The sequence below is a fragment of the Streptomyces sp. NPDC057654 genome, assembly GCF_042800135.1.
Lineage (GTDB): Bacteria > Actinomycetota > Actinomycetes > Streptomycetales > Streptomycetaceae > Streptomyces.
Genome location: NZ_JBHVHQ010000152.1, coordinates 1 through 13,070 on the forward strand (window position 1 = coordinate 1; position 13,070 = coordinate 13,070).

Consider the following 13,070-nt stretch of genomic DNA (forward strand, 5'->3'; position numbering starts at 1 on the left):
CCCCAGCATCCAGCCCTCGGACCGTCCGGAGGTGGCGGTGGACGCGCGCTCCGCCTCCCCCCGCACCATCTCGATCGCCGGCGGCCGGTAGCCGGCCGGGAGCACCTTGCCCGCCTCGCTGGCGGGCAGCACCCGGGTGGTGTCGCGGAACCCCGGCTCCAGCGCGGGCAGCAACTCATAGGCGACGGACCGCAGATGGTCAGCGAGGACCGGGTCGGTCTGGTCGTACAGGAGAGCCGGGTGCGAGGGGTCGGCGGGAGCGGAGCGGACCACGTCACTGTCGTGCGGCTCGTTCCTCGACCGCACCCACAGGCCGCTCTGCACGACCTCCAGCAGCACGTCGGGCGTGTGCTGGTAGATACCGGGCACGGACGTGGCGGTGGCGCCGGCCGGTACCCGCGCGTTCAACGGCACGGGGGGCGGCGCCGGTTCGCCGTTCGGTCCGTGCGGTGTGTAGCCGAACTCCTCGGCGTACGGGCGCCACCCCAGGGTTCCGTCGGCCTGGAGTGTACGGACCTCGCGGGCCTCGCTCTCCGCACCGGCCGAGGGCAGGCCCGCGTACACGGCGACGCGCTGGCCGAGCAGATCGGCGAGGGCCTGCCCCAGCGGGGCGCCGTCGGGGACGGCCACCGGGCCGTAGGCGACGAACCGCACGAGGTGGCGCGCGCTGCTGGGCAGGGTCTCCCAGAACGCGGCGACCTCCTCCAGCGGCAGCGCGTCCAAGGCTCCCGGGCTGCCGAGCGCGACGCCGAGCAGGTCGGGGTCGCCGGCGAGCAGGTCGACCAGGCGCTGCCGGTTGTCGTCGGTGCAGGCGTCCTCCCAGGAGCCTCGTATCCACACACCGCCGGGCAGCGGTTCGGCGGTCCCGCCGGTGCCGATGTGCCACGGCTGGTCGGGGACGGAGTACTCCCACTGGGGCTTGGGGAACCGGCGCGAATCCGGGGCGAAGGTCTTGTTGGGCCGGTAACGCAGCCAGCCCAGACCGTGGTGGGCGGGCACGAACAGCGCGCCGCCGGCCGCGGGGACCAGCGCCCCGTCGGGAGCCAGGATGACGCGGTCCAGGCGGTTGGCGAGCCACTGGGCGGCGCGTTGGACGTCCTCGCGGGTGCCCCGGCCGGGGACGAGACGGAAACTGTGGCCCTTGCGGTCCAGGGCGCGGGCCACGGTCTCCCACACGTCGTCCTCCGGACGCGCGGGCAGGTCGAGGACGACGAGGGTGTGCTGCGGGTCGGCGGCCAGGCGCGCGGAGAAGGCCAGCGCGCGGTTGTCGACGAAACCGCGCGGATGGACCAGGAGCGCGTTGCCGATGTTCCTGGCCTCCAGTGTCGGGCCGACGGCGCGCAGCGCGGCCTTCGCCAGCCGGGCGGAGAGCCGGTGACTGTGATCGCGGCGGGGCGGGGGGTTCTCCTCGTCGAAGGCGGGTGCCATCCTCACTCCGCTTTCGCCACGTCGACGGCGCGCGAGCGGCTGAGCTGCGGGCCGCCGGCGATCTGGTCGAGCGTCGTCTTCGGCAGCGTCCGGGGCGTGACACCGCCGAACCCGAGGGCCTGTCCGGCCTCGCCGAGCAGCTCATACTTCACGCCCTGGTCGGTGATCAGGTAGGGGTCCGGGGCACGGGTGGCGCCGGGCTCCTTGGGCGGCGCGGCGAGCACCGCGTGCTCCGTGGGGATCACGACCGCCGTCCGAGCGGTCATGACCCGGCCGCCCTCCCGCACCACGGTGGGGTGTGCCGCGTCGTCGGTTCGCTTCAGACACAGCGCCCTCTTGTCGTCGGAGGTGGTGTCCTTGGCTGCGAGCAGGTCGGGGAGGCGGTGCAGCAGGGTGGTATCGGAGGAGGCCGGGACGGCGGCGATGTCCGTGGGGCTCACCCGCACCGGCTCTCGGCCGCCCGGCTGGGCGGCGAGGAGCGCGGCCTCGGTCTGGTTGGCCGGGGCCATCCCGTCGGTGCGGAGCACGTAGTAGTGGCTGGTGCTGCCGACGACGGTACGGAAGAGGGTGCCCACGGGCTGTGCGGTGCCGGCGACCGTGCGACCGCCGTGGCCGGCGCCGGGGATCGTGGCGGGGCCGGCGGCAGGGCCGGTGGGCAGCGCGTCCAGCCACGTCCGGGTGGCCGGGATCGGCCGCTCGGAGTCGAGGCCGAGGGCCAGCAGCGAGGTGTGGCCCTTGACGAGGTACTTGGTGTCGTTCCAGATCACGTAGCGGCTGCCGTGCGCGCCCGACACCAGCACCCGGGTGTCGTCCGGGACGGCGCGGGCGGACTTCGGCGAGAAGTCCACCCGTTCGACGGGCTGCTCACCGGGCAGCAGGCAGTCGGTCCAGGCCCCGGTCACCAGGGAGTCCGGCTTCGCGACGTCGTCGGGGGCTCCGGCGATGCCGATGGTCGGGCCGCGCCGCACGTCTGACAGCGCCTTGCGGGACGCCTCGGTGACCTGGGCGCCGCTGCCGGCGGCCAGGAGCGCGGAGGAGTAATTCAGGGTCGGGTGCAGCTCGCCCTTGGCGTAGAGGTAGCGGGTGCCGGTCTCCTTCTGCACGACCAGAGCACCGTTGTGCTGCCAGGAGGTGTCCTCGGCCGCGGCCGGCACGAGGAGGCCGAAGACGGCGGCGCCGAGCACCAGCAGCACGGCGAGGATGGCGCCGAACATGGCGCCCAGCCCAGCGCTGCGCATGGGCGCCTCGCCGTTGCCGGCGTCACCGGATACCAGCGCGGAGGCCAGTCGGCCGGTGGCGAACTGGTAGGCGTGCAGATGGTCGCGACGGGTTTGCACGGAGTCTCCTCAGCCGGTCGCGGCGCGCACGTGCGCGTAGACGTGGAGGAGTTGCAGCAGCAACGGCGCCAGGGCGAGCGCTGTCAGCATCTCCAGGATGTCCGCCGTACGCCCCCACACCGGCAGCAGCCGCGCGGTGGGCAGCCGCCATGCGCCGGCCAGCACCAGCAGCGCGCCGAACAGCAGTCCGACCAGCAGCGCGCAGCGCCCGGCGGTGGAGGTGAGCGACGCGGTCCAGCCGAGCACCCCGGCGAGCAGGCCGATCACGCCGCACAGCACGGCCGGAATCCGCTGCCAGGTCGTGATCAGGTGTTTGGAGCGCAGCAGCATCGCGGTGGCGAACACCAGCGGGAAGACCCAGCCGATCCACCCGTCGGCGTACGCCATCAGCACGAAAGCGCCGGAGCACAGGACGGCGGTGGCGGCGGTGACCACCGTCAGGAACGCGTCGGCGATAGCCGCCCTGCGCTTGACCTGGTTCTCGGAGACGGGGTCGGTGTCCTCCTGGAGCTCCGCGGCGTTGTGCGGCAGTTGCGGCACCCGCAGCCGGGCCAGCCGCAGCGACGCACGGGGCGCGAGGTGGCCGAAGAAGAACGCGACGACCGCGACCGTACCGGCGCTGCGCGGCGCGTCCCAGTCGAAGAGGAGGCCGGCGCCCGCGGTGATGGCGACGAGCACCGCCGTGGACACGACAGTGCCGGTGACCGCGACCGGAATCCGGGCCACGACCAGCAGCACAACGGCGGCCACCAGGGCGGCGGCCGCGCCGCCGAGCAGGATGTCACGGGGCTCCGGTGAGGTGAGCGCGGCGGCCGAGCCGACGGAGGTCAGACCGGCCAGCGCCGCGTTGACGCACGCGCCGAGGCCGGTCACCAGCGCGATCCCGCGGTCGTCGGACCACTGCCGGTCCAACGCGCAGCCCACGCCGAGCACCAGGGCGGACAGCGCGTACACCACGGGGACCAGCACCCCGTGCCCGAGCACCGGAACGGCCGCGGCCAGCGTGACCAGCACGAGGCAGGCGAGGCCGAGGAAGAGCCGGCGGGTCAGCTCCGGACGCCATCGGTTGGTGTGCGCGCCCACGGCCTGCCCCACGCCGTCGGAGACATCGTCGTACTCCAGTTCAGGCATCGGGTCGTCGGCGGGCCGCAGGTAGATGACATCGCCGTGGACGAGCCCCGCGCTCTCCGGCGTGTCGTCCAGGTGCAGCGGCGCCTCGCCCAGTCGTTGCAGGGTCCAGGTCGGAGCCGGCCCGGCGGGGTCGGCGGGGATGCTCCGCAGAAGCCGTGGCAGCAGTGCGGAGACGGGGGTGGTGACGGGGACGGCCAGGTCTGCGCGGCCGGCCGGCCCGGCGACGGTCAGCCGGCACACCTCGGTGCTGGCCGCTCCCGGGGTGCGGGGGGCGGGTATGGCGGTGGTCATGGTGCTCCTGGAGGCGGGGGTTCACGGCGGCCTGGCGGTCGGGGCGGGCCCGGCGTCAGGGGCCCGCGTAGCCGATCTGCATCAGCCGTACGCCGCGGCGGGTGACGAGCTGTGCGCGGCCGGCGGGCAGGGTCCGCGGCCTGGCCTCACCGATGAACTTGCCTTCCTCCTTGGGATAGGAGTGCAGCAGCGCCGGGCTGCCCAGTTCCCAGATCCGGCGCAGCACCGGGTCCATCATGGCGCGCATCGCTCCGGAGGTGGATCGCGAGATCACCAGGTGCAGGCCGATGTTCACGGAGTGGGCGAGCATCGGGGCGAGCGGGTTGAGCGGCGAACCGCTGCCCGGCGCACCGCCGTAGAGGTCGTAGTCGTCGATGAGCATGAAGAGCCGCGGACCGGTCCACCAGTCGCGCCGGGGCAGTCGTTCCGGGGCGATGTCGGGGCCGGGAACGCGCTTGCCGACCGACACCGCCGCACTGCCCGCGAGTTGGGTGAGGCTCTCGCCGTCCACCGCGAAACCCACCCGGTACTCCTCGGGGACCATGCCGAGCAGGTCGCGTCGGGTGTCGGCGAGCAGGATGCGCGCCTCGTCCGGGTGGTAGCGGCGGGTGATGGCGTCGATCGTCAGGCGCAGGACGTTGGTCTTGCCGGTCTCGGCGTCGCCGAAGACCATCAGGTGCGGGGCGACGCCGAAGTCGTGCCACACCGGGGCGAGGCGCTGCTCGTCCCAGCCCAGGGCGACCCGCAGATCGCCCTCGGGCGCCGGGAGCTTGTCCAGCGGCAGCTTGGCGGGCAGCATCCGCACGCCGGGGGCCTGCCGTCCGGTCCAGAACGTGTCGATCTCGGCGACGGCCGACCTGGTCGCCGCGGTGAGGTCTTCGGACTCGGCGGAACTGTCCAGCCGGGGCAGTGCGGACAGGAAGTGGAACTTGGACTTGGTCAGGCCGCGGCCCGGCTGCTGGGGCACGCTCGCAGCGAGCTTGGAGCCGAGTTCGGACTCCACACTGTCACCGAGGCGGAGTTCGAGTTTGCTGCCGAACAGGTCGCGGGCGCGGGGCCGGATCTCCGACCAGCGCACCGCGGAGACCACCACGTGCAGGCCGAAGGACAGGCCGCGGGCCGCCAGGTCGGTGATGCGCGGTTCGAGGTCCTCGAAGTCCTGTTTCAGGGTTCCCCAGTTGTCGATGACGAGAAAGACGTCACCGTAGGGATCGTCGATCTCGCCGCCGTCCCGGAGCTGCCGGTAGGCCGGCATCGACTCCAGGCCCCGTTCGGTGAAGCGTCGCTCGCGCGCCTCCAGCAGCTGGGTGAGCTCCTCCACGGTGCGTGTCACCCGGTCCCGTTCCATACGGGTCGCGATCGAGCCGACGTGCGGCAGGCCCGCGGTGGACTGGAGACCGCCGCCGCCGAAATCGAGGCAGTAGAACTGCACCTCGCGCGGCGTGTGGGTGAGGGCCAGGGAGAGCATCAGGGTGCGCAGCGTCGTGGACTTGCCGCTCTGCGGCGCACCGGCGATGGCCAGGTGGCCGTCGGCGCCGGAGAGGTCGGCGACCAGCAGTTCGCGCAGCTGCTCGTAGGGCCGGTCGACCATGCCGAGCGGCACGCGCAGCCGGCCCAGCTCCGGGTAGTCGGCTGCGCTCATGCCGCGCTCGGGATCGGGGACGATGCCGGGCAGCAGCTGGTCGAGGCTGGGCGAGGAGTCGAGCGGCGGCAGCCACACCTGGCGCGCGGGCGGGCCGGCGCCCTCCAGCCGGCCGACCAGGACGTCCAGCAGGCTCTCCTCGTCCTCGGCTGCCGGTTCGGCCGGCTCCCGCGCCGCCTCCGCCTCTTCCTGTCCCCGTCCCTGTTCCTGCGGCACCGGGGCGTACTGGTCCATGCCGAAGGCGACGGTCTCCTGCGAACCGCTGGTCAGTTCGGCCGGCCGGAACGCGCTCTGCAGGACGGGGGCCGCGCCGGAGACGTAGGCGGCCTTGAACCGGGCCAGGTTGGTGGTGTCCACCTTCAGATAGCCATTGCCCGGTGCGGACGGCAGCTCGTAGGCGGAGCCGACGCCGATGACGCTGCGGGACTCCATCGAGGAGAAGGTGCGCAGTGCGATCCGGTAGGACAGGTGGCCCTCGACGCGGTGGATGCGGCCCTCGTCCAGGCGCTGGGAGGCCAGCAGCAGGTGCACGCCGAGCGACCGGCCGAGGCGTCCGATGGAGACGAAGAGGTCGACGAACTCCGGCTTGTTGGCGAGTAGTTCGGAGAACTCGTCGACGACGATCACCAGCGAGGGCAGGGGCGTCAGCGGCGCTCCGCCGAGCCGGGCCTTCTCATAGTCGTACAGCGAGGAGTGACCGCTCTCCCGCAGCAGTTCCTGCCGGCGCGTCATCTCGCCCTGGAGCGAGTCCCGCATCCGGTCCACGAGGTGGAGTTCGTCGGCCAGGTTGGTGATGACCGCGGAGGTGTGCGGCAGCCGGTCCATGTTGAGGAAGGTGGCGCCGCCCTTGAAGTCCACCAGCACGAAGTTGAGGACGTCCGAGGAGTGCGTCGCGGCGAGCCCGATGACCAGGGTGCGCACCAGCTCGCTCTTGCCGGAACCGGTCGCGCCGATCAGCAGGCCGTGCGGGCCCATGCCGGACTGGGCGGACTCCTTGATGTCCAGCTCCATGACCTCGTTGTCCTCGGTGATGCCGATCGGCACCCGCAGCCGCGAGCTCTGCGCGGTCCGGGTGCGCCACAGAGCGGCCACGTCGAAGGCGCGGGGGTCGCGGATGCCGAGCAGCGTGGCGAGATCGAAGTCGGTCTCCAGCGGTTGCTCGACGGTCTCGATGCCGCCGCTGGTGGTGCGCATCGGCGCCAGGACGCGGGCGAGCTCCTCGGCGGCCCTCGGGGACAGCGAGTCGGCGCTCGCGGTGACCACGGTGTCCCCCGAGGGGTACTCCACCTCGCCGTCGCGCACGGTCAGCCGCAGCGTGTCGGGGCCGCCGGTCATCGCGCCGGTGACGTCCAGGAGCACGACGTTGCGCACACCGGCCAGCAGCCGGGACGCCTCGGGGATGTACACGCGGTAGGCGAGCACGACGATGAAGGGCTCGGCGGGCCGGGGCGGCGAGCCGGGCTCGTGCTCGCCGCGCTCGGCCGTCTCGGGTCCGAGGAGGTCCATCAGTGCATCGTGGTCGTCCGCGACCAGCCGCAGCGGGCCGGCCTCGTCCTCCAGGAGCGGGTGGGCGTTGTGGGGCAGCCACTTCAGCCAGTCCCACTCGGTGCGGCCCACCGCGTCGGTGAGCAGCGCGATGCGCATCTCGTCCGGCGCGTGCGCCACCGCGAGCTGGCCCACCAGGGCGCGCAGCAGGCCGAGCGCCGCCTCGCCGTCGCCGGCCAGTTCCACGCTGGTGAACCGGCGCAGCGGCACGGTCACCGGCAGGTGGGTGACGTTCTGGTACGCCTTGGTGAAGCGGCGCAGCGAGATCGCCGAGAGCGGTTCGAGGTCCTCCACCGGCTTGGTCTCCGGCGGCAGCAGGAAGAGGCCCGCCCTGCGCGAGCCCAGCCCGACGCGCACCTCGGCGTAGTCCTCGTGCCCGCCCCTGCGCTCCCACAGACGCTCGCCGGAAGCCACCGCCCACAGGTCCTGCGGGCGCGGGTTGTTCCAGTAGGCGGCGGCACGCTGCTCGGCTGCCGCGTCCCGCACCTGGCGGCGCAGCTGGGCCAGGTAGCGCAGGTAGTCGCGGCGCTCGGCGCGCATCTTGCGCTTGCGCTCGGCGCCGCGGCGGCCGAGCTGGGTGATCGCCATGCTCAGCATGGCCGTGCCCATCATCCCGGACATCAGGAACGTCGTGGGCGAACTGGAGCCGAGGGTGAACATCATGGCCATGGCGCCCACGCCCAGCAGCATCGGCAGGTAGACCAGGGCCGAGGTGAAGTCCGCGGTCACCGGCTCGCCGAGGGCGGGGGGCTCGGCGAGCTCGACCTGCTGCTCCGGGGCCTCGGGGCCGGAGACACGAGGTGATCGTTTGACGACCACGGTGCTCATCGGTCAGTCCTTCACGATGGTGGCGGGCCGGGCGGAGCCGCGGCATGGCAGCACGGCTGCCTTCTTCACACTAGGCCGGAGTGGCGCGGTGGCGTGATCCGGCGGGCGGACACTGTCCGTCCGGACAGCGGAACTCTGTCTACGAGTTCAGCGGCGGCCTGGGCCGGGGCGCGACGGGCGCGTCGCACGGCGAGGTATGCCGCTCGGCGGTGCGGGGCCTGTTCCGTCGGCCCGGTGGGGGCTCGGTGAGGGTTCGGCAGGGTGGCGCGGCGTCAGTGGGGCGGCGTCGATGGCGCGCGGCGTCAAGGGCGCGACGTCCGTGACACGGCCTCAGATGAGTCCGGAGCGGATGGCGTAGGAGACGGCGTGCGCGCGGTTGCGCAGCTGAAGCCGCTTCATCACGCCGTACAGCACGTACTTGATAGTGCTCTCCGAGTAGGACAGCTTCGCGGCGATCTGCGACAGCTCCTCCCCCTCGGCGACGAGCCGCAGCACGTCCGTCTCACGGAAGCTGATCCCGGAGGCCGCGAGCCCTCGGGGCACCAGGACCTCACGCTGCGTGATCTGGACCTGCTCCATCAGCGTCCCCTGGAGGGACGCGGGGAAACTGCCGCCGCCCCGCGCGACGGTGAGCAGGGTCCGGGCGAAGTCGTCGGGGGTGAAGGAGTCCCGCCACAGCACCGCGCGCACGCCGTGGTCGACGGCCGAGGAGATGTCGGCGCGCCACTGCCCCCTGGCCACGACGAGGACGAATGCGATGTCGGCGGCGCCGCTGAGCCCGCGCAGGCCCTCCAGCACGGAGGCGTCCGCGACATCGGTGGCCACCACCACGACGTCGCCGTCGCACACATCGCCGACAGGCACCTCTCTCAGTTCGCGATCGTGCTGGAGGTAACTGACCAGACCGGCGCGGACGATGCTTTCCGGCGCGTGTATCGCGACACGCGTGGCGTCGACGAGTGTGTGAACGGGCATGCGCGCACTCCCCTGGGATATGTGCGGAGGATCGAACGGAGCGATCGTGGCACGGGCTGAAGGCGCCCTACCGCTTTCTGTGACCCCGCTGTGCAAGGCGTGGGGAAACATGGCGGCTGTCATATCCGTATGGATTGGGGTGGTTTGTCGCCTGCTCACTGCTCCAGGAGTCCGGTACGCACCCCGGCCACGATCTCCGCGCGGGACCGCACCCCGGCGTGGGCGAAGAGCCGGGTCAGCCGGTTGGCCACCGCGTCCCCGCTGAGGCCCAGGACACTGGATATCTGGCGGTTGGACAGCCCCTCGGCCACGAGCACGGCCAGCAGCCGTTCGTTCTCCGCCATGGCTTCCTTGCGTCCCGGGACCGCATTGCCGCTCTCCCGGATGGCGACGCGGGTGCGGAACCGCCACAGCGACGCGCCGACCTCGCCGAACAGCCGGTACGCCTCGTAGAACAGAGCCGGGGGATCGTCGCTGGACGGCGCGACGGACAGCAGCGTCACGGCGGTCTCGAACGGCTGGCTACGGGACCGGGCGAGGTCCACCGCCTCCCGCAGCAGGCCCCGGACCGTGGCCGCGTCCTGCCCGGGGAGCTGGACCGCGGCGCGCAGGTGGAGCAGGCGCGCGCGGCTCCCGCCGGTCTGCCGCGCCACCCGCTCCAGCCGCCGCAGGCACTCCCGCGCCTGGGCTGCCTGGCCGGTGTCCAGGCACACCTCCGCCAGGGCGGCCCACAGCTCGTCGGTGCCGTAGACATAGCCGCCCGTCTCCGCGGCCTTCAGCCCGCGCCGCAGCGCCTGCTCCGCGCCGAAGAAGTCGCCGAACGTCCGCGCCAGTTCCGCCTCGGCCCGGTCCAGCAGGTAATCGGCGGGCCCGATGACCCGTCCGCGCGTGTCATCGAGAAGATGCTGGGCACTGCGGGTGTGGCCGCGGGCGAGCAGGACGGTCACCATCCGCTCGGGCAGCAGATGGTGCCCGGTAGCGGCACCGGCCTGACTACTCGCCAGCAGCCGCCGGGCCACCGCCAGGGCGTCGTCCCAGCGGCCCTCCGACTGGCGCCAGAGAAACAGGCTGTACGGGGGGAGCGACCGCTCGGTCATCCCCCGGCGCTCCAGCACCGCCCCGGCCTCCAGCAGTTCGCCGGCGCCGAGGAGATAGTCCACCTGGTACACCGTCGCCGCCTGCCGCCCCCATCGGGACAGCCCGTCCACCCCTGGGCCGGCCAGCGACCGGACGAACCGCTCCGGCTCGCCCCGGACCAGTTCGGCCCCGGCACGCAGCAGTGTCGGGATCACCCTGACGGCCCCGCCATCGTCCCACTCCCGCTCGGTCTCCACGAGCAGCGCGAGGCCCTGCGCCCACCGGCCCTGCCCGCACAGCGCCAGGGCCCTCCCGGTCGCCTCCACCACGGGCGGCAGGCCCCGCGCCTGCCACCAGTGGCCCAAGGTCAGCCGGTCCAGCCACATCCGGTCGCCGACGGCGACCGCGGAGCCCGCCATCAGGGCCGCGGCCTCCTGGAGCGCCACCACACCGAAACCGTCGGGATCGCTCAGTATCGACGCGGCGGCAGGGCGGACGGCCTCGTACTCGCCCGCGGTGTAGGCCATCCCCACATACCGCCGGAGCAGGTCGTCCCGCACCATCGGCCCGTCGGCGAAGCGCACGGCGGCCCGCAGCCACCGCAGCATCCCGCGCCGGTCCGCGTCGGGGTGCAGCCGGTCGGCCGTCGCCACCAACTCGTCCACCGCGCGCGGGCAGTCCCGGCAGGAGTTCAGCTCGGTGAGCCGGTCCGCCAGATACACGTCAGGACGGGCCTCGGCCGGCCGTTCCGTCGCCGCGCCCGGCGGCCCGGCCCGCATGTCGTCCGTCGCCTTCCGTACCGCCTCCACCGCGGCGGCCGACAGCCGGGCGCGTTCCAGCGGGCCCAGCCGGCGGCGGACCGCGTGCTCCAGCAGCGGAAGGGAGAACGCCCAGCCGCGTGGCGCGGCGGCTCCTTCGCCGGGGCCGGTCAGCTCCACCACGATCCCCGCACCGACCAGAGCGCGCAGGCCGTCGTCCACGGCCGCCGCGGAGAGCCCGGTCACCTCCGCCGTGCGCGTCGCGGCCATCCGGCCCAGCGGCCACAGGACGCTCAGCGCCTCCGCCACCGTGCGGCCCGGCTCACCCAGCGCGCGCAGCGCCGCGACGAAACGGTCGTCATCCGGCAGTTGAGGCGGCCGCGTCCCCGGGACGAGCAGGACGTGGCCGTCGAGCGCCCGGATCGCGCCAGTCCGTAACCACACCGTGAGCAGCACATCGACGGCTGCCGGCACGCCACTGCTCGCCTCGTGCACCGCCCGGACCAGCTCGGGGTCCGCGAGCGCGTTCAGCCGCCGGCTCACCACCGCGGCGACCTCCGCCCGCTCCAGACACGGCAGGACGGTGCGGTGCGCGCCACGGTGGTGAGCGAGACGCTCCACCGCGCCGCCCCCCGGTGCGCGCCGCTCGGCCCCGCCGTGCCGGACCGCCGACACGACCAGCCGCACGTCGGGCGCCGCCCTCTCCAGGTCGATGCCGCCGAGCAGGTCCAGCGACTCGGCGTCGGCGTACTGGGCGTCGTCGACCACGATGGTCAGGGGGGCGGACCGCGCCAGGGAGGCCGTCAGCGCCTGGGCCACGGCGGCTCGGTCGCCGCATGCGACGGCGGCCAGGGCGTCCGCCGCCCCGCCGCCCGCCCGCCGCGGCGTGGGCGGGATCCGCCGGTGCCGTTCGAGCTCCTTGACCAGCCGCAGCGCCAGCAGCAGCGGGCGCTGTCCGTCCTCGACGCCGCAGATCAGGAACGAGACCCCGCAGCCCTCCGCCCGTGCCGCGGTGGCGAGGGCGTGCGCGAACGTGGACCGGCCGGTGCCCCGTTCCCCCTCGACGACCAGCAGGTTCGGCCCGTCGGAGGCGAAGAGGCGCTGCCGGGCCTCCGCCAGGACCCGCTCGCGTCCAGGCAGGGGCACCGGGTCCCGGTCCGTGCCGGACGCCGGGCCCGCGGGCGACGGCGTCGCGGCGAAGCCGTCCGCGGCTGGTCCGCCGCGCTCGTCCCACGCCTTCGCCGGCAGAGCACTCCCACCGCGCCGCCTGCCGGGCCGACCGCACGGTGGCTCGCCGTTCGGGACGGGTCTGGTGTTCTCGACTGTCACTGCACGAGATTACGTTCCCTCCACGGAGCGCCCCGCACCGGTCACTCGCGGGCCCCTGCCCGTCCATGCATCCATCCTGTGCGCCTTCGCGCCATAGACCGCGGCATCAGCGCGCACCGTCACATATCCCCGGCTTCACGCGGATGAACAGGGACAGTCGTCGACGCGGTGAGGCATGTCGCCCGGGGGACGGGCCCGCACCGCCCGTTCGAGGTGGCCCCCTGGGTCCGGGCGCACGTCGACCGGGGCGGCAAGGGCAAGATCGTTGCACATACGGACAACAGAATGGTCTATTCGTTCAAAATGGGCCTCGGCCCTCGCGCGCTCCCGTGATCCGTTCCGCCGCCGCACCGCGGGCCAGGATCCGGAGACCTTCTTCGACTGCCGCCGGCGGGCGTTCGCGCACTTCAAAGGGGTGCCGCTGACGATCGTCCACGACCGCACCGAGACCGCGGCGGGCCGTCCGTGCCGGCCCGGGGCCCGGCGCGGCCGACGGATCCCGCGTTCCGGCAGAGGAACTACGATCCCCGGGCATGCGCGGCCGGCCGTCGCCGGCCCCCTCCCACCCAGCCACTCCGTCAAGGAGGCACACCCTGGCTACGCAGTCTGCCCGCTCCTCCGGGCGGGAGCCCCACGCCGCGGAGCCCCCGGGGCCCGGTGCCGCCGGCTCCCCACCATCGGCATCCGACCCGAGCGATCCCACCGGGCCCCGGCTGCGCGGACGTCTGG

General features: G+C 73.5%; 5 protein-coding genes and 1 pseudogene. All 6 read right to left on the reverse strand.

Annotated features, from left to right (window positions below; all coding sequences use genetic code 11):
• Window positions 1–1,428: pseudogene (locus ACFU99_RS14615) on the reverse strand (hypothetical protein); the annotation flags it as partial.
• A 2-nt stretch (window positions 1,429–1,430) separates the two neighbouring features.
• Window positions 1,431–2,765: a type VII secretion protein EccB gene (gene eccB, locus ACFU99_RS14620; RefSeq protein ID WP_384390900.1), complete on the reverse strand. Its 1,335-nt coding sequence runs from the start codon at window positions 2,763–2,765 to the stop codon at window positions 1,431–1,433.
• Window positions 2,766–2,774: 9 nt separating this feature from the next.
• Window positions 2,775–4,187, reverse strand: a complete 1,413-nt coding sequence (gene eccD / locus ACFU99_RS14625) for a type VII secretion integral membrane protein EccD (protein ID WP_384390903.1) — start codon at window positions 4,185–4,187, stop codon at window positions 2,775–2,777.
• Between the two features lie 55 nt (window positions 4,188–4,242).
• Window positions 4,243–8,202, reverse strand: coding sequence for a type VII secretion protein EccCa (gene eccCa / locus ACFU99_RS14630; protein ID WP_384390905.1), 3,960 nt, complete (start codon window positions 8,200–8,202; stop codon window positions 4,243–4,245).
• A 330-nt stretch (window positions 8,203–8,532) separates the two neighbouring features.
• Window positions 8,533–9,177 carry a response regulator transcription factor gene (locus ACFU99_RS14635; RefSeq protein ID WP_384390908.1) on the reverse strand — a complete coding sequence of 215 codons (645 nt, stop codon included), beginning with the start codon at window positions 9,175–9,177 and terminating at the stop codon, window positions 8,533–8,535.
• Between the two features lie 155 nt (window positions 9,178–9,332).
• Window positions 9,333–12,341, reverse strand: a complete 3,009-nt coding sequence (locus tag ACFU99_RS14640; protein ID WP_384390911.1) for an AAA family ATPase — start codon at window positions 12,339–12,341, stop codon at window positions 9,333–9,335.
• Window positions 12,342–13,070: the final 729 nt, after the last annotated feature.

What these genes read in the sequence shown, in the direction of transcription:
- eccD (WP_384390903.1), bottom strand. Translation starts at nt 4,187, where the DNA reads ATGACCACCGCCATACCCGCCCCCCGCACCCCGGGAGCGGCCAGCACC.
- eccCa (WP_384390905.1), bottom strand. Translation starts at nt 8,202, where the DNA reads ATGAGCACCGTGGTCGTCAAACGATCACCTCGTGTCTCCGGCCCCGAG.
- ACFU99_RS14635 (WP_384390908.1), bottom strand. Translation starts at nt 9,177, where the DNA reads ATGCCCGTTCACACACTCGTCGACGCCACGCGTGTCGCGATACACGCG.